General features: G+C 33.5%; 18 protein-coding genes, 1 other RNA gene and 2 pseudogenes. 15 read left to right on the top strand and 6 right to left on the bottom strand.

The genetic code is table 11. From position 1 onward, the window contains the following. Positions 1-165 precede the first annotated feature (165 nt). Together BJB63x_RS04090 and BJB63x_RS04085 are read left to right on the top strand one after the other, a co-directional pair. Complete coding sequence (locus tag BJB63x_RS04090; RefSeq protein ID WP_236823845.1) at positions 166-1014, top strand: hypothetical protein; 849 nt, start codon at positions 166-168, stop codon at positions 1012-1014. Positions 1015-1216: 202 nt separating this feature from the next. Further along, positions 1217-2203: a hypothetical protein gene (locus BJB63x_RS04085; RefSeq protein WP_194284777.1), complete on the top strand. Its 987-nt coding sequence runs from the start codon at positions 1217-1219 to the stop codon at positions 2201-2203. A 439-nt stretch (positions 2204-2642) separates the two neighbouring features. Here BJB63x_RS04085 and BJB63x_RS04080 read toward each other — a convergent pair whose 3' ends face one another. The 4 genes from BJB63x_RS04080 to ssrA all read right to left on the bottom strand — a co-directional run bounded on the left by BJB63x_RS04080 (position 2643) and on the right by ssrA (position 6717). Further along, on the bottom strand, positions 2643-5096 hold the full coding sequence (locus BJB63x_RS04080) for an ATP-dependent helicase (protein ID WP_078719113.1): 2454 nt from the start codon (positions 5094-5096) through the stop codon (positions 2643-2645). A gap of 351 nt (positions 5097-5447) precedes the next feature. Then, complete coding sequence (locus BJB63x_RS04075) at positions 5448-5630, bottom strand: DUF4169 family protein (RefSeq protein ID WP_078719112.1); 183 nt, start codon at positions 5628-5630, stop codon at positions 5448-5450. 12 nt (positions 5631-5642) lie between these two features. After that, the gene (locus tag BJB63x_RS04070) at positions 5643-6188 is read right to left on the bottom strand and encodes an SspB family protein (RefSeq protein ID WP_078719111.1); all 546 of its coding nucleotides are present in this window, start codon (positions 6186-6188) and stop codon (positions 5643-5645) included. 169 nt (positions 6189-6357) lie between these two features. Next, positions 6358-6717, bottom strand: a transfer-messenger RNA (tmRNA) gene (gene ssrA / locus BJB63x_RS04065). A gap of 88 nt (positions 6718-6805) precedes the next feature. Between ssrA and BJB63x_RS04060 the strand changes: the two are divergent. Further along, positions 6806-7092 (top strand): annotated as a pseudogene (locus BJB63x_RS04060) (DUF2853 family protein). A gap of 73 nt (positions 7093-7165) precedes the next feature. On the opposite strand, the gene BJB63x_RS04055 reads toward BJB63x_RS04060, so the two are convergent. Continuing rightward, complete coding sequence (locus BJB63x_RS04055; protein WP_078719110.1) at positions 7166-8485, bottom strand: MFS family transporter; 1320 nt, start codon at positions 8483-8485, stop codon at positions 7166-7168. Between the two features lie 183 nt (positions 8486-8668). Here BJB63x_RS04055 and BJB63x_RS04050 point away from each other — a divergent pair, with 183 nt between their 5' ends. The 12 genes from BJB63x_RS04050 (at position 8669) to BJB63x_RS03990 (ending at position 25857) form a co-directional block, all read left to right on the top strand. Continuing rightward, entirely contained in the window at positions 8669-9463 is a 795-nt protein-coding gene (locus BJB63x_RS04050) for a thymidylate synthase (protein WP_078719109.1), read from the top strand. Then, positions 9460-9969, top strand: a complete 510-nt coding sequence (locus tag BJB63x_RS04045; RefSeq protein ID WP_078719108.1) for a dihydrofolate reductase — start codon at positions 9460-9462, stop codon at positions 9967-9969. Before BJB63x_RS04050 ends, BJB63x_RS04045 begins: the two co-directional genes overlap by 4 nt. Before the next feature lie 120 nt (positions 9970-10089). After that, on the top strand, positions 10090-11223 hold the full coding sequence (hflK, locus tag BJB63x_RS04040) for an FtsH protease activity modulator HflK (RefSeq protein WP_078719107.1): 1134 nt from the start codon (positions 10090-10092) through the stop codon (positions 11221-11223). A 2-nt stretch (positions 11224-11225) separates the two neighbouring features. Further along, positions 11226-12149 (top strand): protease modulator HflC, encoded by a 924-nt coding sequence (gene hflC / locus BJB63x_RS04035; protein WP_078719106.1) that lies wholly within the window; start codon positions 11226-11228, stop codon positions 12147-12149. Positions 12150-12310: 161 nt separating this feature from the next. Beyond that, positions 12311-13795, top strand: a complete 1485-nt coding sequence (locus BJB63x_RS04030) for a Do family serine endopeptidase (RefSeq protein WP_078719105.1) — start codon at positions 12311-12313, stop codon at positions 13793-13795. An 81-nt stretch (positions 13796-13876) separates the two neighbouring features. Then, positions 13877-14755 (top strand): tRNA (adenosine(37)-N6)-dimethylallyltransferase MiaA, encoded by an 879-nt coding sequence (miaA, locus tag BJB63x_RS04025; protein WP_078719104.1) that lies wholly within the window; start codon positions 13877-13879, stop codon positions 14753-14755. Positions 14756-15226: 471 nt separating this feature from the next. Next, the gene (locus BJB63x_RS04020; protein WP_078719103.1) at positions 15227-16348 is read left to right on the top strand and encodes an ATP-dependent DNA helicase; all 1122 of its coding nucleotides are present in this window, start codon (positions 15227-15229) and stop codon (positions 16346-16348) included. A 79-nt stretch (positions 16349-16427) separates the two neighbouring features. Then, entirely contained in the window at positions 16428-17162 is a 735-nt protein-coding gene (locus BJB63x_RS04015; protein ID WP_078719102.1) for a pyridoxine 5'-phosphate synthase, read from the top strand. Between the two features lie 605 nt (positions 17163-17767). Next, complete coding sequence (locus BJB63x_RS04005; protein WP_078719100.1) at positions 17768-18586, top strand: outer membrane protein; 819 nt, start codon at positions 17768-17770, stop codon at positions 18584-18586. 330 nt (positions 18587-18916) lie between these two features. Then, the gene (locus BJB63x_RS04000) at positions 18917-19714 is read left to right on the top strand and encodes a YopJ/AvrA family T3SS effector serine/threonine acetyltransferase (protein ID WP_236823844.1); all 798 of its coding nucleotides are present in this window, start codon (positions 18917-18919) and stop codon (positions 19712-19714) included. Positions 19715-19973: 259 nt separating this feature from the next. Continuing rightward, positions 19974-21623 (top strand): BID domain-containing T4SS effector, encoded by a 1650-nt coding sequence (locus tag BJB63x_RS03995; protein WP_078719098.1) that lies wholly within the window; start codon positions 19974-19976, stop codon positions 21621-21623. 3319 nt (positions 21624-24942) lie between these two features. After that, positions 24943-25857 (top strand): YopJ/AvrA family T3SS effector serine/threonine acetyltransferase, encoded by a 915-nt coding sequence (locus tag BJB63x_RS03990; protein WP_078719097.1) that lies wholly within the window; start codon positions 24943-24945, stop codon positions 25855-25857. 169 nt (positions 25858-26026) lie between these two features. On the opposite strand, the pseudogene BJB63x_RS03985 reads toward BJB63x_RS03990, so the two are convergent. Then, positions 26027-26176, bottom strand: a pseudogene (locus tag BJB63x_RS03985) (single-stranded DNA-binding protein); the annotation flags it as partial. Between the last annotated feature and the right edge of the window lie 160 nt (positions 26177-26336).

The raw sequence follows: 26336 nt of genomic DNA, 5'->3' as shown, positions 1-26336 counted from the left end.
TAAATACTTTATGCTTTTTATAAGCGTGTAGCAGTGCTGTTTTTTTTAAGAGTGATGCTGTACAGAGGAGAGCTTTTATGTTCAAGCAATCATATAATTTAGGTAATGTTAGTGTTAGGTGTAGAAAATCTATCAGGTAAAAATAATTTTTAGGTTAGTAATATTTTGAAATATAAACTTACAGACGAGACAATAACGGTTGGTTCTAATAAGCTTTATCGTGTTATGGCTCTTAGAGACTTTGGATATGTAAAGGCAGGTAGCCTTGGTGGTTTTATTGCAGATGAAACGAATTTGTCTCATGAAGGCGATTGTTGGGTTAATGATAATGCTTGCATTTACAACCAAGCTCGTGTTTCTAACAATGCTCAGATTAGAGATGATGCTAGGATTTATGGTAATGCTGCGGTTGGGAATAATGCTCGGGTTTGTGGTAATGCTCGGGTTTGTGGTAATGCTCGGGTTTCTAGCAATGCGAGAATTTTTGGTAATGCTAAAATTAGTAATATTGCCAAAGTTTTTGGTAATGCTAAGATTTTTGGTAATGCTGAGATTTCTGGTGATGCCAGAGTCTGTAACTTTGCTAAGGTTCATGGGGAAGCGCAGGTTTACAACAATGCTATAGTTTTCGATAAAGCTGAGATTTTTGGTAATGTTGAGGTTTTTGGTGATGCCAGAGTCTATAACTCTGCTAAGGTTCACGGGGAAGCGCAGGTTTGCGGTAATGCTGAAATTTATGGTGATGCCAAAGTTTATGGACAAGCGCAGGTTCACGACAATGCTATAGTTTTCGATAAAGCTGAGATTTATGGTAATGCTGAGATTTATGGTGATGCCAGAGTCTATAACTCTGCTAAGGTTCATGGGGAAGCGCAGGTTTGCGGTAATGCTGTAGTTCAAGGCACTGCTGAAGTTTATAATCCCGAGATTTTAGATAACATTACAATTAATGAGCAAGTTATTCAAAGAGGAAAAGCTCGTGGAGGGAAAGCTAAATCCTACATAAGTTTATAACGATGTTAAAGTTGTTGAAAATGACAACATAGTATTATAAATACTTTATGCTTTTTATAAGCGTGTAGCAGTGCTGTTTTTTTTAAGAGTGATGCTGTACAGAGGAGAGCTTTTATGTTCAAGCAATCATATAATTTAGGTAATGTTAGTGTTAGGTGTAGAAAATCTATCAGGTAAAAATAATTTTTAGGTTAGTAATATTTTGAAATATAAACTTACAGACGAGACAATAACGGTTGGTTCTAATAAGCTTTATCGTGTTATGGCTCTTAGAGACTTTGGATATGTAAAGGCAGGTAGCCTTGGTGGTTTTATTGCAGATGAAACGAATTTGTCTCATGAAGGCGATTGTTGGGTTAATGATAATGCTTGCATTTACAACCAAGCTCGTGTTTCTAACAATGCTCAGATTGGAGATGATGCTGAAGTTTATGACAATGCTCGGGTTTATGATAATGCTCAGATTAGAGATGATGCTAGGATTTATGGTAATGCTGTGGTTGGGAATAATGCTTTGGTTTATGGTAATGCTCAGGTTTGTGGTAATGCTCGGGTTTCTGGCAATGTAAGAATTTTTGGTGATGTTAAAATTAGTAACATTGCCAAAGTTTATAGCAATGCTGAAATTTATGGCAATGCTGAAATTTATGGCAATGCTGAAATTTATGGCAATGCTGGAATTTATGGCAATGCTAGAGTTTTTGGTAATGCTACTGTTTGTGGCAATGCTAGAGTTTTTGGTAATGCTCAGATTCTAAATAATGTCAAAATTTATGGCAATGCTTCGATTTTCGATAATGCTGAAGTTTATGGCAATGTTAAGGTTTTTAGTTTCGCCAATATTTGTGAAAATGCTGAGGTTTGTGGTAATGCTATTATTGCTGGTAGAGCTGAGATTTGCGGTAATGCTACTATTTCTGGCAGAGCTGAGATTTACGGTGATAGCAAAGTTTATGACAATGCTAAAGTTTACGGTGATGCCAAAGTTTATGGCAATGCTGAGATTTATGACAATGCTAAAGTTCATGGCAATGCCAATATTTCCAAGAATACCATAGTTAACTGCAATACTGAAATTTATAATAATATCAATGTTTTAGGTAACCGCGAAATTTCCAAGAGTGATCAAATTAATAAAAAGAAAATTCATGACTATACCACAATCTGTAAAATTCAGCTTAAAATGTGACAAGAATTCATGACGGTGTTAAAACTGTTGGAAATGAAACAGTTTTATAGTGATGTAGTGGTTTGCGGCGTTATTCGCCGTAAAAAGGCAAAGAAAAGCTTGTGAAAAAATATGAAATTTGATGAATATTAATTTTATTATATTTTTATGCCAAAAATCAGTACGCAATTTTATCGCAAATTTCTTCCTAAAATAAGCATTTTCTCTGTTCAAGCAAGGATTATCATACAAAATTATTTAAGAAAAAACAGAGATTTTCTATTTTATTTAGTTTTTCACTTAAGCAACGGATATACGCAAAGGGTATATAATATCTTATTGTTCTGATCAGCATGAAAAGTGGTAAACTATCTTTATAAATTAATAGTTTATAATTAAATACGATTGAATAATTGGAAATTAAATTTTTATTTGGAAAGATAACTTTTAGTTAGTTATACTAAGCTTTTGTTACAAAATTATCAAGAACACGCTTCTCTCCGGCTTTATCGAACAAGATAGTTAATTTGTTGCCATCTATTACTGAAATTTGACCATAACCAAATTTTATATGAAAAATCCGATCATTTATAGAGAAAGCTGATGGTTTATCAGAAGCTGATTTCGCAATGATCTTTCCTTTAATATTTTTTCGTTGGTGGTTTCTGGTCACTCCAATATTTGAATTAATGTCACCATAACCAATTTGCTCAGCCTGAGCAGATGGTTGTTTTTCCCAATTATTACGCGTTACCTCCGTTTTATTTTTCTGAGAACGTTTCCATTCTGATGTTGAATAATTGTTATAAAAAGGGTTTTGACCTTTGAAGCGGATTTGACTATAACCACCATAAGATGTTTCAATCTCTGTTACTTCTATATGTTCTTCCGGTAATTCATTGAGGAAACGGGAGGGAAGTGTAGATTGCCAAAGTCCATGAATCCTTCGATTGGATACACACCATATGTGCAAGTATTTTTTTGCTCTTGTTAGTCCTACGTAAGCAAGCCGTCGTTCTTCTTCTAATGCTGAACGGCCACCTTCATCTAATGAGCGCTGATGAGGAAAGAGACCTTCTTCCCAACCAGGGAGAAAAACTGTTTCAAATTCAAGCCCCTTAGCGGAATGAAGCGTCATGATATTAATTGCATCCATATTTTCATTGCTTTCAGAATCCATAACCAGTGAAACATGTTCTAAAAAACTAGGAAGATTCTCAAATTTTTCCATAGAACGGATCATTTCTTTAAGATTTTCTAATCGTGTTGGCGCTTCTGGTGAACGATCTTCTTGCCACATTGTTGTATAACCTGAATCATCAAGAATTGTTTCAGCAAGTTCTGCATGTGGTGTGTGTTGTAGCATACTTTGCCAGTGGCGGAAGTTTTCCACAACATCTCGCAAAGCATTGCGTATTTTTGGTTTTAGCTCATCCGTTTCAATTAATTCGGTGGCGGCAACAAAGAGTGGAATAGAGCGTGCACGGGCACTATCATAAAGGTAACGAAGTGTTGCATCTCCTAAACCGCGTTTGGGGGTATTGATAATACGTTCAAAAGCTAGATCATCAGATGGTTGAACAACAACACGTAAGTAAGCCAAAGCATCACGTATTTCCATTCGTTCATAAAAGCGTGGACCACCAATAACACGATAGTTAAGACCAAGCGTAACAAAGCGGTCTTCAAATTCACGCATTTGAAATGATGCTCGCACTAATATGGCTATATGATTTAACGAGTGTCCATCCTGTTGTGCTTGTTCAATTTCTTTGCTGATGGCGCGAGCTTCTTCTTCTGAATCCCATGCAGTATGAATTTTCACTTTTGCATCGTCACTATTTGTTTGATCAGAAAAAAGTGTTTTTCCAAGCCTATCATGATTATGAGAAATAAGATGAGCAGCAGTTTTTAAAATATGTGATGTAGATCGGTAATTGCGTTCTAGACGGATAATTCTTGCAGGAGGAAAGTCTTTTTCAAAACGCAGTATATTATCAACTTTTGCACCACGCCATCCATAAATAGATTGATCATCATCTCCTACACAACAAAGGTTAACTTGTTTTTTTTCGCGGCGTTGAGCTAGAAGACGGAGCCAGAGATATTGTGCTGTATTTGTATCTTGATATTCATCTACAAGAATATAGCGGAATTTTTCATGATATTCGCGAAGAATATCTCGGTTATGTTGAAAGATGGAAATAGGATGTAGCAAAAGATCACCAAAATCACAAGCATTAAGACTTTTTAGTCGATCTTGATAATTGCGATAAAGTTTTCTCCCCATGCCATTTCCAAAAGAATAAGAATCCCCGTCTGATATATAGTTTGGCGAAAGCCCTTGATTTTTCCAAGAATCAATCATTATTGCTAAGTTGCGTGCTGGCCAACGTTTATCATCTAATCCTTCGGCTTGAATGAGCTGTTTTAAAAGACGAATAACGTCATCACGATCAAGAATTGTAAAGTTGCTTTTTAAGTCAACAAGTTCTGCATAGCGGCGTAAAATCTTTACACCAGTAGAATGAAATGTTCCAAGCCAAGGCATACCTTCAACAGTTTTACCGATAAGTTCACCAATACGCATTTTCATTTCTTGTGCAGATTTATTAGTAAAAGTAACGGCCAATATTTGCTTAGGATGAGCAAGACCCAGATGTAAAATATGAGAAATACGAGTAGTAAGAACACGAGTTTTTCCAGTCCCAGCACCTGCAAGAACTAAAATAGGGCCTTCTGTGTTTATGACAGCTTGTTTCTGTTCTGGATTAAGCTTTTCTAAATATTCAGGTTCGTGTTGCGTTTTTCTTCTTTCTGTTAAAGTACGAATAACTAAGCTAGAATTACTTTCAGGCTTATAAGAAGAGACATCATTTTTTAAAGATGTTATATGATCGGAAAAGTCACTCATTATAACTTTGTCTAGTATTTTTTTGATTTGAACGCTAGATAAAAATTATTTCTTAAAAAAAACGCAACACGCCGAGTTAAAAAAGCATAGGGATCACAAAAAAAGATGAAAGATAGTGTTATGAGGTAAAAAGCTATCATAAACATATACATGTGATAAAGCTGAGGCTTATTTATTCTCCGATTATAATCGATGCATAGAAAAATTGCAACGTAAAAACGGGTAAGGCTTTTCTCAATATGAATTTACACTGAATAATTATAAAAAAAATCATATTTTGTAATGAAATGAAAAAAAACCTCTTGGAGAAAATTACTTTTGACTAATGAATAGTATCATTCTTATTTGTTTTCATTCATCACTAGAGATAAGATTTTGATCAAGAAATTTTTTAGCTTTTAGAGTTTCTTTTTTATCAAAAAGTTTTTCAAGTTTTGTTCGTCCAAAACGATGACAATTTTCTTCTGCATGAATAGCTCTTTCTTTACGTTTTTTCTGTTTTCGAAATTTACGAAGATTAATTGGTTCAACCATAGGGCACTTCATTTATTTTTTGCGGAAAGAGTCCAAGGAAACGATATCAGCACTTTGCTTCGAATCACTATTTGATGGCTCTTTATCCTTTTTAAGATTTGATGGTTTTGTGGATACATTTTCCTTTTTTTGTTTATTCGAAGGAATAACAGGGGTACATGAGGCATTTTCTAGGTTTTCACTCTCTCCAGAAGTGAAGTTAGAAGGAAGGTCAAAAGCTGCTTCAAAAGCTGCTATAGGATCATAAAATACCTGGATAGAATTAAAAGGGATAACCAATCTTTCAGTAATTTCGCCAAAGGAGAGCGTTACTTCAAAAGCAGTTTCTGATACAATTAGATCTCTAAATTGATGCTGCAATACAATGGTCATTTGATCAGGATAGCGTTCTTGAAGTCGAGGGGAAATTTTTATTCCTGGTGCATTTGTTAAGAAAGTAATAAAAAAATGATGATTACCTGGAAGACCTGCTTTGGCTACTTCTAATAAAACTTTTCGGATAACTCCGCGAAGCGCATCTTGAACAAGAATGTCATAACGGATCTGATCTTGAACCATCGAAATTTATTCCTTTTAATTTATGCAATGATTAAATATAAATAATACAGTGCAATAACATGTTTTTTTAAGCTAGCAATATTTTATTTATTATGCACTTAATTAGTTAAGAAAAACAGGAATTTATTTTAAATAAATGTTTGATAGATCAAATATAAATAGACTTAAGAGTGAAGGCTTCTGTTGCCAGGTGCCTCCGAACCCCGCTTAAACCTGCGACGGTTTAAGAACTTAATTTGAAGCCTTCGCATCGCTTAAGCAGCGATGAGACGTGCCTCCGCATAGTTGTCATTTGCAACTACTGATTTAGTCCGATAACGGTGGTACAATGCCGAGTAAAAGAGCAATCTTTACACCCTTGTCGATCCTATTTCGCCCCCATAAAAATATAACCTCTGTTAATTATACTTTGGTGGAGGCGCCGGGTACCGCCCCCGGGTCCAATTGGTTTATTTCATTGTCCATTTATTACCATAGCTGAAAAGACAGCCCTTTAAATATAAACGAAGAATAGTTTTTAGAAAAGGGGGTGTTGTTAATATTTTTAAATCCTCTAATTATTTAAAAGAAATGTGATGTGATGTTATATAGTCACCGATTGTTAGAAGGATTGCGAAATGATGAATGATCTAGCAGATATTAAATTATATGATGCAAATTCTAACGACTTAGACGTCGTTTAACTTTGGTAATGATCATTAGGATGCATCATTGGTTTCGACGTTGGATCAAAAAGAATTGGAGCATGTTGAAAAATGGGCTCAAGATGTATTGGATGTTGATAAGGAAAAAGCAAAAAAAGCCATTTCAAAAGTCGCTGAAATAATATCGAGAGACCATCAAAAAATCGTGTGACTTTTTACTACTAATGACCAAGCAAGTTAACGCACTTGATAAAATTTAAATAATAAATTTTTATACCATAACTACAAAAAAGTCCAAAAAAATTTGGACCTTTTTGTTTAGTATGAAAATATTTAGTGAATATCGTCACCTTGAAGATATCCACTTTTTCGAGCATCAGGCATTAAAAGAACTGCAATGAATGCAATAATCATCATGCCAGTTATATAAAGATAAAAGACGAATTCATATCCAATATCTTTTAATAAAAGTGCTACGGATTCAGCCGATCCACCAAATAATGCATTAGCAATGGCATAAGATAAACCAACACCCATTGCTCGTATTGATGATGGGAACATTTCTGCTTTTACAATACCAGAGATGGATGTATAAAAACTAATAATACATAACATGCCAATAAGGATTGATAAAGCAATCCATAAATTATCAGTATTACCAATCATTTGAAGTCCAGGAATTGTGAAAATCACAGATAGGGAACTCCAAATAAGAAGTGAGGTTTTTGTTCCAATTTTATCAGCTAAAGCACCAAATGCTGGTTGAAGTAACATAAAAACAAAAAGTGCAGCAGTCATTATAGTTGTTGCTGTATGCTTATCAAATCCAGTAGTGGTAATGAGATATTTTTGCATATAAGTTGTATAGGTGTAAAATGTTAATGATCCTCCACCTGTAAAACCAATTACTAGAAAAAAGGCTTTTCGGTGATTACGCCAAAGTTCTTTAATACTACCAGCTTGTTCTTTAGAACGGCTTTCTTTCGTTGTTGTTTCATGAAGTGAACGACGGAGATAAATCGCAACAATAGCTCCTAATCCACCAATAGCAAATGGAATACGCCAACCCCATGCTTTTAGTTGATCATCTGTAAGATAGAACGCTAAAATAAATATAACAAGACTGGCGAGAAGTTGACCACCAATCAGTGTAGTATATTGGAAAGAACTAAAAAAACCTCGGTGATTTTTAAGGGCAATTTCACTCATATAAGTTGCTGTTGTTCCATATTCACCACCAACAGAAAGCCCTTGAAGCATCCGGAGTAGAAGCAAAAGAATTGCTGCTGAGGCTCCAATAGTTTCATAGGTAGGAAGTATGGCAATTAAGAAGGAACCACCACACATCATAAAAACAGAAATAAGCATTGAGCATTTGCGTCCATAACGATCAGCAATGAATCCAAAAAGCCATCCGCCAATTGGACGCATAAGAAAACCAATAGAAAAAACTATAGCAGCTTTAAAGAGTTGGAGTATAACGTTGCCATCTGAAGGAAAAAATTGCGATGCAAAGTAAATTGAAGTAAATGAATAAACATAAAAGTCATACCATTCTACTAAATTACCTGAGGCGCTAGATATGATAGACAAAATACGTCTTCTCGCATCATATTTCGCACCATATAGTGCTAAAATTTCTTCATTCTCCATGGAGACATCCCTCTTCAATTAAGTTGCTTACAGTTTGCTTCTTACAATTTGAATCATCAAAATTCAATCGTATAATGGTAATTTCCTATAATTAAGGTTATTTTGATACTTATTGTATTGTATTTTTATAAATTTTAAAATTTCTATTTTATACAGTGTGTAGAATCGGTCATAAACATTAATATGAAAGCATATCTTGATCTCTTATTCCATGTTTTGAACAATGGCATTGATCGTTTGGATCGGACGGGCGTTGGAACGCGGTCGGTCTTTGGATATCAGATGCGATTTAATTTACAGGATGGATTTCCACTGTTGACAACGAAAAAATTACATTTACGTTCAATTATTTACGAGCTTTTGTGGTTTCTTAAAGGTGACACAAATATTGCATGGTTAAAAGAACGTGGTGTATCCATTTGGGATGAATGGGCTGACAAAAAAGGTGATCTTGGTCCTATTTATGGTTATCAGTGGCGTTCTTGGCCTACACCAGATGGGCGCCATATTGATCAAATAAATAATCTTTTGGCTATGATTAAAAAAAATCCTGATTCACGTCGCTTAATTGTATCAGCATGGAATCCTGGCTCGATAGAGGAAATGGCTTTACCCCCTTGTCATTGTCTGTTTCAATTTTATGTTGCTGCTGATAAATTATCTTGTCAACTTTATCAGCGTTCGGCCGATATTTTTTTGGGTGTTCCATTTAATATTGCTTCTTATGCATTGTTGACAATGATGATTGCTCAAATAACTAATTTACAAGTAGGAGAATTTATTCATACTCTTGGTGATGCCCATCTTTATTTGAATCATTTTGAACAAGCGGAACAGCAATTATCTCGTACACCTAGTGCTCTGCCATCGATGTTTATAAATCCAGCAGTGAAAGATCTTTTTTCTTTTACATTTGAGGACTTTGAATTACTTAATTATGAAGCTTTGCCACATATCAAAGCGCCGGTGGCAATATGACTCTTCCAATTTGTTTGATTGCAGCTATTTCGCAAAACAATGTTATAGGTCGTTCAGGTACAATGCCTTGGCGTTTATCAACAGATTTGCAACGTTTTAAAACTTTAACTTTAAATAAGCCCATTATTATGGGGCGAAAAACTTGGGATTCTCTTGGACGTCCCTTACCAGATCGCACGAATATTGTTATTACTCGTAATCGTGCATTGATGTATGAAGGTGCTATTATTGCTCATTCTTTATCTCAAGCATGTTATATTGCAGAAGAGGTAGCTTGTCAGAGTGGTGCAGATGCAATTTTTATTATTGGCGGTGGTGAAATTTTTCAAGAAGGTTTGCAGATAGCTGATAAAATGTTTCTTACTGAGATCTTAGCTTATATTGAAGGTGATAGTTTTTTTCCTGTTTTTGATAAAGAAAAGTGGACTATTGTTGAAACACAATGTATTCCAGAAAGTGATAAAGATAATTATCCTACATGTTTTGTAATTTATGAACGGAAATGATCATTTGAAATATTTATTATTCATATTGTAAGAAGATAATAAGCGTTTTAAACTGAGATTAAAGAACAAATTTATAAATTATTGAATTTGATTAATGGTATTAATTTAAATGAGGTGATAATGCCCTGGACAAATCAAAATGGCAGTGGCCCGTGGAGTGGTGATAGAAATAAAATCGATGGGGATAAAAAATTACCGCTTAAAAAGTCTTTCGGTTCTGGTGGTAATAGCGGTCCTAATATTGATGATATTTTGCGTAAGGGGCAGAATCAGCTCAAGCGGTTTGGTGGTAGTAGTGTTTTCATTATATTATTTTTACTTGCTATGTTTTTATGGTGTTTCCAATCTATTTACATTGTTCAGCAAAATGAACAAGCGGTGGAATTGCGTTTTGGTATTCCTAAAGAAGGCATTATCAGTGATGGTTTACATTTCCATTTTTGGCCGATTGAAACCTATATGAAAGTGCCTTTAACAGAAAAAACCATTGCTATTGGTGGTCAGTCTGGTCAGTTGCAACAAAGTGAAGGTTTGATGCTTTCGAGTGATCAGAATATTGTTAATGTCAATTTTTCTGTATATTATCGAATTTCAAATCCCAGTCAGTTTTTGTTTAATGTGAATGATCAAGAAGGTACGGTTCGCCAAGTTGCTGAAAGTGCGATGCGTGAAGTGATTGGTTCACGACCAGTTGATGATGTGTTACGTGATAAGAAAGAAGAAGTGGCTGATGATGTCAAAAAAATTATCCAATTGACTGCAGATAAATATCAACTCGGTGTTGAAATAAATCGTGTGTCAATCAGTGAAGCTGCTCCTCCTACTAAAGTTGCTGCTGCATTTAATTCTGTTCAACAAGCAGAGCAGGAACGTGGGCGAATGATTGAAGAGGGTAATCGTGTGCATTTTACTAAGATGGGTTTAGCTAATGGTGAGGCTTCACGCACACGGGAAATCGCAAAAGGTGAAAAAGCGCAGATGATTGAAGAAGCAACAGGACGTTCTGAACGTTTTCGAGCTATAGCGCGTGAAGCTGCAATTGCGCCAGAGGCTGTTCGCTATCGTCTTTATATGGAAACGATGGGCCGTATTCTTTCTTCTCCAAGAAAAATGGTTTTGGATCAGACAGCTTCCCCAGCAATGTCTTATTTACCTTTGAATGAATTGCTGCTCAGTTCATCAAATAAAACAATAACAACAAAATCAGAACGTCCCGTAGTGCAGTTGGATTCTGATGTTTCTAAGGGATACTAATTATGCAGCAATCTCGTTTCTTTTTTATTTTGGGGACTATAATATTTATTTTTGTGACCTTATGGATGTCTGTTTTTATTGTTTATCCTCGTCAACAAGTAGCAATTAAACGCTTTGGACAAATTGTTAATGTGGAGCCTAAACCTGGTATTTATTTTAAAGTTCCTTTTTTTGATCATACAATTATTATTGATAATCGATTGTTGCGCTATGATTTACCTACTCAATCTGTGCAGGTTCGTGGTGGTGCATATTATGAAGTAGATGCATTTTTTATTTATCGTATTACTAATCCTAAACTATTTTTGCAGCGTATTGCATCTGGTCGTCCACAAATTGCTGCACGTGAAAACCTTGCACCACGTTTTATTGATGCTTTGCGTGCTGTTTATGGTAAACGAGAATTTAGAGCTGCTTTATCCGATGAACGTGGAGCAATGATGGCTGAAGTACAACGCCAATTTTCCGTAGATGCGGGCTCTTTAGGTATTACTATTGTTGATGTGCGTATTCGCAAAACTGATTTAACAGATGCTGTTTCAGAGGATGTGTATCGGCAAATGGCGGCTGAACGTGAGGCGGCAGCAGAAGATATTCGTGCTCGTGGTCAGCAAGAACGCGATCGCATTATTGCGGAAGCTAATCGTAAATATGAGGAAATCGTAGCAGCAGCAAAGCGTGATGCTGAAATCACTCGCGGTGAAGGTCAGGCTGAAAGTATTCGTCTTTTATTGAATGCACGAAAAGCTAATCCGCCATTTTACGATTTTTGGTTAGCAATGGAACAATACAAGAACTTAGAGAACACGTCGATGGTGATTTCACCAAAAGAGGATTTCTTTTTTTATTTCCGTAATCCGTCAAAAGCAAATAAAACATTTGTACCTGTAGAGGTTTTGGATAATAAGATGGTGATTGATAAATAGAAAGCTATCATAAGATTATGTTGTTTTTTGAAAAACTTGATTTAATATTTCTTTCTTTGAGATGAAAGTAATATGATATTGTAGAGGGTATGCTAGTTTCATATAAATGGATTTAATGATGTTTTAGCGGTATTAGCTAAGTGTATATTATAGGTAAAAATATGTTTCTTAAGCGTCTTGCTATAATGACCACTGTCTCTATTTTTTTATCCGGGGCAATAGGGTGGTCCAATGTTATTTTGGAGAAAGATGCACCGTTATCAGTGCCTGATTTAGTTGCGACGCTTTTAGATACTGTAGTGAATATTTCTACAGCACAAACGGTTGATGGGACTGAGCAAGATGAGGTTACTTCTTCACCGGTTATCCCACAAGATTCATTATTACAAGAATATTTTGATGATTTTTTTGCATCTGAAGATGATAAGAAGGATGGTCAATTTCAAAAAATTCGTTCTTTAGGATCAGGTTTTGTGATTGATGCACAAAAAGGGCTTATAGTTACAAATTATCATGTTATCGTTGACGCTGATGATATTGAAGTTAATTTTACTGATGGCACAAAGCTAAAGGCAAAGTTGCTTGGAAAAGATAGCAAAACAGATTTAGCTTTGCTTCAAGTTGCTCCAGAGAAGAAAAAATTGACAGCTGTACGTTTTGGTAATTCAGAAAAAGCACGTATTGGTGATTGGGTTATGGCTATAGGTAATCCCTTTGGTTTTGGTGGCAGTGTAACGGTTGGAATTATTTCTGCGCGTAATCGTGATCTTAATGCTGGACCTTATGATAATTTTATTCAAACAGATGCAGCAATTAATCGAGGTAATTCTGGAGGTCCGCTGTTTGATAGAAATGGCGAGGTGATTGGAATTAATACAGCGATTGTTTCTCCTTCCGGTGGATCGATTGGTATTGGCTTTGCTATACCATCTGATATGGCTCTTTCTGTTATCAATCAGTTGCGTGATTTTGGAGAAGTAAAGCGTGGTTGGCTAGCTATTCGAATTCAACCAGTTACAGATGATATTGCCAAAAATTTAAAATTAGATAAAGCTGTTGGAGCATTAGTTGCAAGTAAAATAGAAAATGCAGAAGTTGATAATAGTCAGTTGCATGTTGGTGATGTTATTATTAGTTTTGGAAATACCAAAATTAAAAATGCTCATGATTTGCCGCGTTTAGTAGCAGAAGTTTCAGAAGGGCAAGTAGTTAATGTTACGGTCTTGCGTGATAAGCAAGAGAAAAAAATCAAAGTTAAGGTTGGGCGTTTGGTTGAAACGGATTCAGATGAAGATATAATGGAAAACTCTAATAATGAAAAAAGCGATAGTTTTTCAGAAAAGATGACAATGCAATTTATGGGAATGGTGTTATCAGAACTGACAGCTGATTTACGTCAACGTTATTCGATTTCGGATAAGGTTAATGGATTAATTGTAACATTTGTTGCAAAAAATAGTGTAGCTGATAAGAAGCGTATCCGTGTTGGTGAGGTGATTGTTGATATTAATCAGAATGCAATGACAACAATTGAGGATGCCAAAAGGCGTTTTCATAAATTACGTGAAGCTGGGCGTAAAAATGCTTTATTTGTTGTTGCGCGTCCAGATGGAGAATTGCGATTTGTAACAATCCAAATGGATTGATATTTTAATTTCCTTATTTGTTATTGATCTCATTATTATGAGAGTGATATTTGCAGGAAAAAAATAAAGGCATTCCTTTTCATGACGCAAAGAACAGTTACATTGATAGCTGGCCCAACTGCAAGCGGTAAATCAAAACTTGCATTAAAAATGGCTCAGGAAAAAAATGCTGTCATTGTTAATACCGATTCAATGCAAGTTTATGATATCTTAAACATTTTGACGGCACGACCGACAAAATCTGATACTATGATTGTTCCACATTATCTTTATGGTTCTGTGAGTCCTGCTCTTAATTATTCTGTAGGACAATGGTTACGTGATGTCGAAAAACTTTTAAGTTTTTTAATTACAGCTCAATCAATTATTTTTGTTGGTGGAACAGGACTCTATTTTCGTGCGCTTCTGGAAGGATTTTCAGAAATTCCTCATATTCCAGATGTCTTTCGGCAGAAATGGAGACGCCGACTTCAAGAAGAAGGAGCTGAGAGCCTTTATCGTCAGTTATTACAGGTTGATGCTGCACTCTCCGAGCGTATTGTTCAGCAAGATAGCCAACGCATTATACGCGCTTTAGAAGTTTACGATGTGACTGGCCAAACGCTCAGTTGGTGGCAAAAGAAAAAAACTACATCTTTGATTGAAAAGGATTGCTTAGAAAAAATTCTTCTCATTCCACCGCGTCAGGAGCTTTATCAGAGAATCAATAAGAGATTTGATAATATGGTTAAACAGGGAGTGTTAGAAGAGGTGCTTGCTGTAAGAAAGCTTATGCTTTCTCCTTTATTGCCAGCGATGAAAGCTATTGGTTTACCTGAACTTATAGCTTATTTAGATGGATATTTAAGTTTTGAAAATGCTATTGAAACAGCGAAAACACAAACTAGAAGATATGCAAAAAGGCAAATGACTTGGTTTCGTAATCAATTGAGTGGGGAATGGAAGATTATTGCTGCGTAAAAATATTAAACGTTTGAGGATAACTCAAACAGCAGAAAGTATTTTAAACAAAAAATTTTTTAAAGATAATTTTTGATTAATAAATAGCATCGATAAAATTAGGATTCTATCCGTACAATAATGTTTTTGACTATACATACATTATTTGGAGATATAGTCATATGATGTTTTCTTCTCATATCAATGGCTCATGTTATTTCTATTGAAGAACAAATATTTGTATGAAAAGTGAAAAGCATTACAAATCCAGATTTAAAATTTTATTTTAGTCGCTTCATTTTTGAAATGATTGAAGATTTTAAAATTAATCAATTTGTTAATGTTTTGTGTGTTTTAATCTGTCATAGAATACACCAATAGTGTGGCAATAATGAATTGTAGCTTAGAGAATACTGTGCAGATAAGCTGTTTCTTACAATGATGTTTGTTTAGAGTGCTTGAACTTTTTATGCGAATCTTATTTTATAGGTCATGCAGTTTTCAACAGAACAGGATAATGCGTTAAAGGCTGTAGCTGCGTGGTTGAAAAATGGTAAGTCACCTGTTTTTCGTCTTTTTGGTTACGCAGGAACAGGAAAGACAACACTTGCTCGGTATTTTGCTGAAACAGTTGATGGTCCTGTTCAGTTTACTGCATTTACAGGTAAAGCAGCTCAAGTTTTACGTTCTAAGGGAGCGAGTAATGCGCGTACCATTCATTCATTGATTTATTGCCCTCGCGGTGAAGAAGAAGTTTCTGATGAAGTGACAGGTAAAACATCGCTTGCTCCAACATTTGCATTGAATCGACAAAGTCCGGTTGCACAAGCTAAACTTGTTATTGTTGATGAATGCTCAATGGTTGATGAGCAATTAGCACGTGATTTAATGAGTTTTCGAACACCAATTCTTGTTCTTGGTGATCCTGGTCAGTTACCTCCGATATCGGGGAGTAGTTTTTTTTCTGAGAGTGCACCAGATTTTCTATTATCAGAAATTCATAGACAAGCACGTGATAATCCAATTATTCGTTTGGCTATGTATGTGCGTGAGGGACGTGATATTGCTTATGGAGATTATGGTTCGGCGCGTGTTATTACTCGTAAAGAGTTTAATCAACAGTTAGTAATGGAAGCAGATCAGCTTTTAGTAGGGATTAATCGAACACGTCACCTTTATAATAAACGTTTGCGTGAATTAAAAGGATTTACAATCAATTTTCCGCAGGTTGGAGACAAACTTGTATGTTTACGAAATGATCCTACTAAAGGTTTGTTGAATGGCTCTTTATGGAAAGTTCTGACTTCACAAAAAGAGACTGTTAAACCAGGTATAAATCTTATTATTAAACCAGAAGATAGTGAACGTGGCGTAGCAAAAATTAAACTTCTAAAAGTAATTTTTGAAAATCCTAATAGTCAAGTTTCATGGCAATTAAAAAAACGATATGATGATTTTGATTATGGATATGCGTTAACTGTCCATAAAGCTCAAGGCTCTCAATGGGATAATGTGGTTTTATTTGATGAAAGTTTTGCATTTCGTGACATGTACGCACGTTGGCTCTATACCGGAATTACACGAGCAGCAGAGCGCTTAACAGTTGTTCGATAGCGCAAGAATATTTTATTGTTTTATTATGCTAAGATATATTTCTTTTTAATGTCAGAATATTATAGAAATGGGATAGTGTATGGCAATTAAACTTTCAGTTAATCTTAATGCTGTTGCTGTTTTGCGCAACAGGCGTAATCTTCCATGGCCAAGCATTGAAAATATTGGTTATATAGCACTTTCTGCTGGTGCAGCAGGTTTGACGGTTCATCCACGTCCGGATGAAAGACATATCCGTTTTGTTGATTTACCAAATATACGTTTTTTAATAAATAATTCTTTTCCTGATGCTGAATTTAATATTGAAGGTTATCCAAGTGATACATTTTTAGATTTAGCAGAAAAATATGCTGATCAGATTACTCTTGTTCCCGACGCTCCAGATCAGTCAACTTCTGATCATGGTTGGGATTTTGCTAGCAATGCAGAATTTTTAGCACCTATTATTCGGCGTTTAAAAGAAAAAAATATTCGTGTGTCATTATTCGCTAATACAGTTTTAGATGGTCTCGATATTGCTAAAATTATTGGTGCTGATTGTATAGAATTTTATACTGGATCCTATGGTGGTGCGTTTAATGATGAAAAAAAGCAAGCACAAGAGTTAGATAAATTAGTTTTAGCAGCACAGAAGGCGAGGCAATTACAATTAAATATTAATGTAGGCCATGATCTGACAATTGCTAATCTTCCTGCTCTTGTTGATCGGATTCATTGGATTAATGAAGTTTCTATTGGCCATGGACTTATCGCTGATGCATTAGAATATGGAATGCATGAAACTGTTCAGCGTTTTATTCAGTTATTGGTATAAATTTTTTATCTATTCAATATTTGGATATCTCTTCAAGAAAGTGTAACGATAAATTATTATATTTTAGTATCTAAATACTCTTATGGAGTTGTCGAAAAGCACTATTTATTATGTAATGAATTATTAATCATCAAATTATGGATTTCTGTAGCAAAAGCAGAAATCTTAGGCAAGAAATTCTAGAAAATATTGATTGAGATTAGAATTGAATAAAATAATTTACAATTTTAATTAATATCTGACAGGTGATATCTTTCTAAAGGTAAATTAATTTCATTTTGAGTATAGCATATTTACTTTATTAAAAGATCCTAATTTATGGTAGTAATTAAAATTACAGAAAATGCTTTAATTAATTATTTGTTTAAGCACTCGAAAAAATTATTTTGTAATTAGATTATCTTTTTTAAAGATCATTACGTTATTAATAAAATAAAAAAAATAATATTGATTAATGCTTGAGTGCTTCAGTGTAGAACTATAGAAAATGATAAATTTCAGCGATATTTTATTATTATTTTCTGTAATTGTATTATTTTTACTACATACTTTAATTTGAAAAAAATGTATCATTACGTATTCTATATGTGTTTTTGGAGTTTTATATGAAACGTTTAACAACATCTATTTTTGCATTACTTTCAGTTTCTGTAGCGCAGGCAGCAGATTTTGTAATTCCCTATCAGTCATCTACTGTTCCACCGGTCATTTCTCTTCCTCCCTTTTCATGGACAGGTTTTTATTTTGGTGGGCATGTTGGTGGTTTTGAAGGTCCGAATGCTTCCTATTATCTGAGCCCTCGAGGTGAAAAAAAAGAATTTTTGTTTAAAAATAATTCATCACTTAAACTTTCGGGTGTTATAGGTGGTCTTTATGCGGGTTCGAATGTTGATATCAACAATGGGCTTGTTGTAGGTTTTGATACAGATATTAATTGGTCGAGTGCAAAGGATACAAAATCTATCGATGTAAATAATTTTTTAACGCTTCTTAAAAAAAGAATTGACACTAATAACATAGTATCTCCAATTGAGGAATTTTTGGGTTTAAAACAAACTGTAGAACAAAAATGGGTTGGTGCTACACGGATTCGTGTCGGATTTGGTTTTGATCGTGTCATGCCTTATTTTGCTGGTGGTGTTGCTTATACACATCTTAAAAATTCTTATATATTAGAAGCGGCAGCACAACTTCTTAAGAACAAGGTATTACCACAATCAGAATCAGATTTTTCTTCAATATCTGAAGAAAAAACAATGATTGGTTTTACCGTGGGCGGTGGTTTAGATCTTGCAATGACCGATAATCTTATTTTACGTGCGGAGTACCGTTATTCAGATTTTAATAAAAAGAAATTTACAGAAAAATTTGAAATTAAATATAAATCCAATGATTTTCGTGTTGGTGTAGCTTATAAATTTTGATTTAGCTTATTAAATTGAAAAAGAGTCTTACATTCTTTCAGTTTGATTATTATCTATATGCGTCTTTTTGAGATTTTAAGTTTAAAAAAGAAGATAGAATTAAAAAACTAAAATAAGATTGTAGCAGAGTGTAATGGAAGTTGCTTAAATTTAAAGCGTGGCTTTATCTTAAGTGCGTGGAGTTTCTTAATGCAAGATGTCACCTAATTAGTTAATACAAAATTCAATATTCAAAAGCTCGGTTTTGATACAAAAGTTAATACTATGTTTCAGTTATCAAATTTAATTGATCGGGCCAATGATCCATTCCTAACTGAGGGAAATGATATCTTGAAAGAGGTATTAGAAGGTGTTATTACTCGTTTGGAGAATGACATAACTGATGGGAGTTGGATAAGAAAAGATTATGTGAGCATAGATTTTAAAATGATGCCTGCTTTAATAAAGCAGGCAAACAGTAAATATCCAGCGATGAATCTTAAACTTGCTATGACATCTGAAGATCTTTGCTTATCGATCAAAACAACTATCAATGATGGGGTTCAGTCTTCGAGGTTTATAACGGATGTACTAAATGGGAGTATACCCCATTTTGTGGTAATAGATCATAAAACCATCGATAGAAAGACTTCCTTGATATTATTTGAGGCTACAAAGCTTGATCATGAGGTTTCAAATATACTTATATCGAGAATGAAAAGAGTCATTGAAGCTTCTCAATTGCCTGATTGTTATTATTCTATTGTGGAGATGGATATTCAGAGAAGTTTCTCTGAGTGCGCGATTTTCAGTTTGGCTCTTGCCAAAAAACTGTATCGTGAGACAGATAAGTTAGAGAGAATACACAAAGATAATATTAACGGTGTTTTATGTGATCGCAAATCGTATTTATCTTATGATAAATTGGATAAATATCTCCCAGTTACTTTTTACAAACATGCACAAGGTATTAGACGTATTAATGAATATGTGAAATCAAATCCAGAGACTGCAAATAAATTTGTTAACAAAAAAAATGAAACTATTTTTGAGAGGTTTAGTAGGAATTCAATTTTGGTCAGTGAGAAAAATGTATCTATTTCATCCCATAGAAAAAGGATTGCTGAATATAAATCATTAATAAGATGATAAAGTTTTTAGATGTTATTAGTTCGGAGCTTTTCCATTAATTTTAGCAAATTTGTTTGATTTTTACGCTGTCTTTCTCGTGAAAGAAGGAAAGCGCTTTTTATTGGTATTTAGTATAAAGATAGTATAGAGAATAAAAACATACTATCAAATTTGTGTGCAGGAGAAGGAATTGCTCTCTATCTTAAAATATTTGAAATTTTAGAAGAATAGACAAAGAAGGGTTTATTTTAGAAATTTAATTTTATGGGCTTTAGCTATGAAAAAGACGAAGCAGGTAAGTTTAAATATAACTTTAGAAGAATTTCCTACGCCTCTACACAAAGGTTTTCTCTATCCTAATAGTGATGTGCTAAAAAATAAATATAATATTACGGATTTTGTTCTTTTCTTAGAGAGATGTGCGCATGATACAGCAAAGGCAGCTGTTAATTTGAAGAAAGAACCTTGTCCAGAACGGTTTGATTCTAACTATCTAAAGTATTTGCATAAGCGTTTATTTGAGAATACATTTGAATGGGCTGGATGGACCCGTAATGTCTTGTTTACATTTTCAGATGGTGTAAGTTGCTCGGCATTATGTCTGAGAAAGGGAGATTGCAATTTCACTTTCGCATTTGGTAAAGAAATACAGGAAGGCTTAGAAAAGGTAGACCGAATACTCGTTGAGAAGAATAATTTACAGGGTTTATCACGTGAAGAATTTGTAAATCAGATAACAGAGTTATTTAATGCTATCAATTATCTACATCCTTTTAGAGAAGGTAATGGACGTACGCAGCGAATGTTTTTTTCTAAGCTTGCCGAAGCTGCAGGGCATCAGATTGATTTCTCTGTCGTGACACAAAGACGTATGACGGATGTTTGTGTTAAGGCAATGCGAGATGGAAATTTAGAGCCTATGCGACATATGTTTGAAGATATTTCCAATCCAGAAAAGAGACTTATTTTAAAGGACTTTATAAAAAGGGTTGGTTATTCAAAGTTGTCAGAATACATCATTATGGCGCCAAAAGAAGATGTAGTCTATACGGGACGTTGTAAAGACTTTAGTTTAGATTGTGTTGTAATAGAAATACAACAAGGTATTTGCATTGTATGCAATAAGGATCATTTGACACCAGAACAATTAAGGACATTAAAGCTTAATGATGAGCTTACTTTTACAGTTTCAAGCACTAAAAACCTTGAAAATATTTTTATCCCAGGAGAAAAAATAGCTCCTTTGACAGAAGATGAAATTGTTAAAAATCTCGTTAAACATATCTCTGTTCAAAAGCAAAAAGAGAAAATTGAGCATTATTCAAAACTTGTTTATAATGATTCAAAAGCGCTGAACAAAGCTATGGAATTAATTAATACAAAGCCGAATTCTTATAAAGCATTTGTTACACAAATCACAAATCGAAAATCACAAATCGAAAATCACAAATCGAAAATCACAAATTATATTAAAAACTTGATGTTTAAATCATTTAAAGGCAATTGTGATAAACTTGCTAATGCAGTTGAAGATTATGCGCAGATTGTAAAAGGTGTTAGGTGTGAAATTCTTAAGAAGTTTCAGGAAAAAAGAAAGCGTTGTGAACACACGGTAGAAATGCCCAGCCATGAGATTCAAAACATTCTTAGTTTGCCAGAAAGTATGCTAGAGAAAACTTTAGAGTCAGGTGTTTCTTTGAAACATCAAGATTTATATAATTTTATGGCTAAAATTAATTTTCGTCTTTCTCCACGTCAATGGAAAGCACTCTATGATGGTGACTGTGAGTACTTTGCTAAAAAATTGGGCGTATCAATAAGTAAAGGAAAGACCATTATTACAACCATTAAGAAACTCAAAAAAGTGGATAAACAATTGCAAGCGATCAAAATGAAACGCTATAATGTAAACATTACCACTCGCTAAAATATGTGCTTGCATTTTCATTGAAATATTTTGGGAATGAACAGCTGTTCAAGAGCAGGAGACCTAACTATAAACATTATATCATTTGAAATATGGCAAAAAAGTTTTCTATGAGTAGGTTTCGTTGCTGAATTTAAAGAAAAGGTTTTTGAAGATTTGAAACACTCAGATAGCGTAGTTGATTTTATTGAAGTGGAAGAACTTTATAAATACGAAGGAGAATTTTGATCCGCAATTTTGCATCATTAGATTCCATTTGATAACATTAAGGATAATTAAAAGGTATTTCTTAAACTACTCTGAAGAGTGAATTTAAAAAAATGGCGTAGATTTGAGATAAACTATATGTAAGTATATTTAATGTTTTCATGTATTAAGTTTGTTAACCGGTTTGTGAGGATACTTCTATTTTAACACGCATCATTGGTTAGTTAATACAAACTTTTAAAATCATTTGAAAAAATTAATTATTTACTTAGAATAATGAAAATTTATAGAATACACAAGTCGAAGCAGTATTAGAAAACTGCAATAAGAATTAAATAGGTTTTGGGAAAAGCTATAAAAACTGCTAATGTGAAAAGATATAAGTATAAAGGTAATTTATCAGAAGGTCATGATGAAGTCATTGCTACAATAAAATAATATTAACAATTATAATAAAAAGAAAAAACTAAAACTATTATTATAATAAAAAAAGAAAAGACATTTAAGATTTTAGAAATTAAGGATCAGATTTATAAGAAAGAAGAGCCTCGTGGTTGCGAGAAGCTTTCAGATCCAATTAAGTGCTCATTAGAAAATCAATCACCTGTTTACAAGTAAAAAATCAATTTCGTTTATGATACTTTATTCTATATCTTATGGGTATTGATGTAATGGATGAGTTAGAAAACTGCTATCGATAATTTTACAAAAAATTTTATTAAGTGCTTTCAAAATTCTTTATGACGTTGTTTAAGAGTTGGCCTGTACTCATAAGCAAGAAAATGTTTCGAAAAAGGACAAAATTCTCAAACTGAATAGCTGTTGCTTACTAGTTAATTTTGAGCCTGATTAAGGTTTTGCAATACAGGAAGGTATGTTCCAGAGACCGTGAAAGCCGAGGTTGGTTGAATTTCCAGGTTACTGGAGTGTCAAGGCAAGAAAAGATATCACAAAGCTTGGTTGGCTAGTAACCTGGCAGTTGGATTTGTAATGTGGTTGAAAAACTAAAAAAGTAAAAAAGCTATGGAAAACAAAGTTTTTATCAAGTGAATCATTTGGATGGGAATTTCACAACACAGATCTGAGATAGAAATATAAACAGTATATGAAAATTTTGATTCAAAGATGGCAAAACAAATCACTGTTTCTTTGGTTCTTGAAACGAAAACTATCGATTTGCATAAATGGAGAAGGTTACATTTTTGGTTAATGATGCATCTTAAACTCTTGAGAAAAAAGTCACAGAAAAAAAGCTAAAACTATATTTTGTTTTTTCAAGTAGATTTAAGAGCTGATTGGGTTCAAATGGCAAATTCATAGCATTTGTACATTGTTTATGCGCGAAGCCGTAAAAAGTTAGGCGCTGCAAATAGAAACTAAAAATGCGTTGATAGTGAAAGTCGACGGTTTAAATCCGACATTTATGCCATTAGCAGCTGAGTTTATTATTATTTTGAAAACTTTTAAAGTGAGATGCAAAGGTATGCAGATAGTATTACGAAGAATCTTAAAAAACTGGGTTAAATGGGAAGAGCAAGCTTTGAGGTTTAATTGAATTAGAGAAAGAAATCTGTTGTGCAATCGAATTTGAGAAAAATGGAACTAAAGGTATGAGAAGAAACATGCAGGTTTTTAAACATTTCTATTTAACACAATGTAAATCTCAAATGAAAAAAGTTCATAGAAATAATAGTAAGTCATCTGACATCGGATATTGGGGCGATTGAATATTTTTGTAATTTTTATGAGTATGAAGGTGGCACAAGAGTTTTAAGGATACCAGATCATGATATTTCTGTTGCTGTAGATTATAGTATCAAAGCGCAGGTAAAAGGGTGGATTTATGAGAGGGCAAGTGCCTAGAAACGTGCTTAATAGCAAGCTGCTCATCGATGAGAGTAATAAAAAGATAAAAATCTTATAAAATCAAATTATTAATAACTTATTTTAATTAAATTTATTCACTTTTATAAAATTTAATTTCTTTCTTTAAAGAATATTATTATATTATTGAAAATAATATATAAAGAATTATAATATTTTTGTATACAGTGCAAATATGATGGATATCTAGAACCACGCTTAATAGAGTAATTTTAATTGGTTATTTTAGCGTTGACCTGGAAGGAAAGATGATAGCCTCTGATCTAAAAATTATGAATTTTCGCATGGTAATCTCTTAAAGATATCAGAACAAACGATTGATTAAGAAACGGTTTAAACGGTTAGCAAAAGTGAGTTGAATGCATTTTGGCAATTAGGAAGAGATTTCTCTATTTGGATGAAAGAGTATATACGTCAATAAAAATTTGAAGAGGATAAAGATTTCATAAGGACATAAGATTTATTGTCCGAAAAATCTGAGAGTATGAAATCTAAAATTTTTGCAATAATAGACTAATATCTCGCTTTGGATATGGCAAAGAACTTTTTATGATTAGAGCATAATGAAAAAGGCAAATAGGCATAACAGTATTTTATCGAATGCCAACGATTTGCAAGGCAATTAGTGGTCTCATGGATTTAGTATTCAAACTTGGAAGAATGAATGATAGGGTTTTTGATATATTTATAGGAAAAATAGAGAGGAAAGTACAATATGGTTGTTGAATTAATTTCAACAATAGAAGCTATTTGAAAATTTAAAGCGCTCTGGTTGTTTGTTTGATTTCATTGAAGTGGCTAAATGTAGAAGTGCCACGAAACGATTGAATCCATTATTTACATGGTCATAATTGTCTTTATCGTCGTGTCTCAAACGCTTTTTATTATCTTATCAGGATAAATACCAAGAAAGATCTTATGGACTGTCCTACGATTACCATTCAAAGATCAAATGGAACAGGAAAAATCGTTAATTACAAAATGTCAAGATAAAATACCAAATGCCATTAAGATTCTGATGATTATGATAGATTTTTTAAATTATGTATCTCTTGTTAACAAGCTTATGAATCAAGTTTAAAAAAACTATCGCGAAAGTAGCTTAGTTTTCAAAGAAAAATTTTATCTCTTCGTTTTTTAGAACGAGAAAGAGATTAATGCACAACATTGTAAAGCCATAATGTGAAATTAGTTCTTCAATGCTAATTCTGGATATGGAAATTAATTTATGTTCAATCTGAGAGATTCACTAAACAAAATCCTTCGTTCAAAAAAAAATAAAAACAATGTTGTATCTGAGCAAAAGGAAAAGGCTGTACTTAGGAAAAAATACAATTTTATCTTTTGGAAAGATTCGTTATTGGAAGTTAATGTTACGCGTCTAGAGAATGACATTATTCATGGTAGTTGGTTTGATATGTGTTATGAAGAGTTGGATTTCGAGATGATGCCTACTCTGATAAAGAGAGCAAACGAAAAATATCCACTGATGAACCTTAAATTTTCTGCAACACCTGAAGATGTTCCCATATTAATACAAAACACAATAGATGATAACATTCAATCTTCTAGATTGATAGTTAACGTGGGGAATGACAGAATTCATTTTTCAGTAATTGATCATCAAACTCTTAATAACAAGACATCTTTGATATTATTTGAACCTGTATCATTCATTCATATGAAACCGGCGATTCTAGCGATGAAGGTAAAAATAGCTCTTGAGGCAAGTCGATTACCTTGTCATTTTTCTATAGTGGAAATGGATATTCAACGGAGTTATTCTGAGTGTGGGATTATTAGTTTGGCTCTAGCTAAAAAGCTTTATAATGAAGCTGATAAATTAGAAAGATTGCATAGAGATAATATTAACGGTGTTTTATATAAATCAGATACTTTTTTTGTATCTTATGATCAGTTAGATAAGTATCTTCCAGTCACTTTTTACAAACATACGCAAAGTGTAAACCGGCTTAATGAGTATATAAAATCAAATCCGGAAGCTAAAAATGAAATTATTAACAAGAAGAATGAAGTTATTTTTGAGAGGTTTGATAAGAACTCAGTTATTATAAATGATAAAAAAGTATCTTATTCGCCACATAAGAAAAGGATTTATGAATATAGATCTTTGATGAGATAAGTATTAATCTTTAGTTAAATTATCAATTTTGAAAAATAAGGGTTGTGATAAACCTTCGGCGGTTGTTTTGAGTTCTCTTATTTTACATAATTGTGCACTTATCCCATATAACGATTTTATTGGTTGTGATGATGCTTATTGAGGCAATTAATGACATCATTGGTCACTTATCGGTTTTTTTTATTTTCTGATTGGTTTCTTTGTCTGTATAACTCTGCGAAGTAGCTATACGAAAATTCACAATCTTTGAACCAGAAAGCATCATTTTTCCTTCTGGATCAGCACCAAGATGCCCGATTAATGTCACTTTGTTCAGCATATTTGTATCTTTTTAAAAGGAAAATAAGCAATGAGTTGAAGCATAATTTTTATACAGGAAAATACTCTTTTTACCCGTATTTATTATAGAATATTTTTTCTGTTCTTCAATAGAAAAACATTGTAAATAACTGAAAATAATAGTTTATTTATCTTCTTGT

It is taken from the genome of Bartonella sp. JB63, assembly GCF_002022665.1.
Lineage (GTDB): Bacteria > Pseudomonadota > Alphaproteobacteria > Rhizobiales > Rhizobiaceae > Bartonella.
The sequence above is the reverse complement of the archived record's forward strand: the minus strand, read 5'-3'. Positions and strand labels throughout refer to the sequence as shown.

Coding starts and splice junctions, on each gene's coding strand:
- BJB63x_RS04080 (WP_078719113.1), bottom strand. CDS start 5,096: ATGAGTGACTTTTCCGATCATATAACATCTTTAAAAAATGATGTCTCT.
- BJB63x_RS04075 (WP_078719112.1), bottom strand. CDS start 5,630: ATGGTTGAACCAATTAATCTTCGTAAATTTCGAAAACAGAAAAAACGT.
- BJB63x_RS04070 (WP_078719111.1), bottom strand. CDS start 6,188: ATGGTTCAAGATCAGATCCGTTATGACATTCTTGTTCAAGATGCGCTT.
- BJB63x_RS04055 (WP_078719110.1), bottom strand. CDS start 8,485: ATGGAGAATGAAGAAATTTTAGCACTATATGGTGCGAAATATGATGCG.
- BJB63x_RS04050 (WP_078719109.1), top strand. CDS start 8,669: ATGAAAGCATATCTTGATCTCTTATTCCATGTTTTGAACAATGGCATT.
- BJB63x_RS04045 (WP_078719108.1), top strand. CDS start 9,460: ATGACTCTTCCAATTTGTTTGATTGCAGCTATTTCGCAAAACAATGTT.
- hflK (WP_078719107.1), top strand. CDS start 10,090: ATGCCCTGGACAAATCAAAATGGCAGTGGCCCGTGGAGTGGTGATAGA.
- hflC (WP_078719106.1), top strand. CDS start 11,226: ATGCAGCAATCTCGTTTCTTTTTTATTTTGGGGACTATAATATTTATT.
- BJB63x_RS04030 (WP_078719105.1), top strand. CDS start 12,311: ATGTTTCTTAAGCGTCTTGCTATAATGACCACTGTCTCTATTTTTTTA.
- miaA (WP_078719104.1), top strand. CDS start 13,877: ATGACGCAAAGAACAGTTACATTGATAGCTGGCCCAACTGCAAGCGGT.
- BJB63x_RS04020 (WP_078719103.1), top strand. CDS start 15,227: ATGCAGTTTTCAACAGAACAGGATAATGCGTTAAAGGCTGTAGCTGCG.
- BJB63x_RS04015 (WP_078719102.1), top strand. CDS start 16,428: ATGGCAATTAAACTTTCAGTTAATCTTAATGCTGTTGCTGTTTTGCGC.
- BJB63x_RS04005 (WP_078719100.1), top strand. CDS start 17,768: ATGAAACGTTTAACAACATCTATTTTTGCATTACTTTCAGTTTCTGTA.
- BJB63x_RS03995 (WP_078719098.1), top strand. CDS start 19,974: ATGAAAAAGACGAAGCAGGTAAGTTTAAATATAACTTTAGAAGAATTT.
- BJB63x_RS03990 (WP_078719097.1), top strand. CDS start 24,943: ATGTTCAATCTGAGAGATTCACTAAACAAAATCCTTCGTTCAAAAAAA.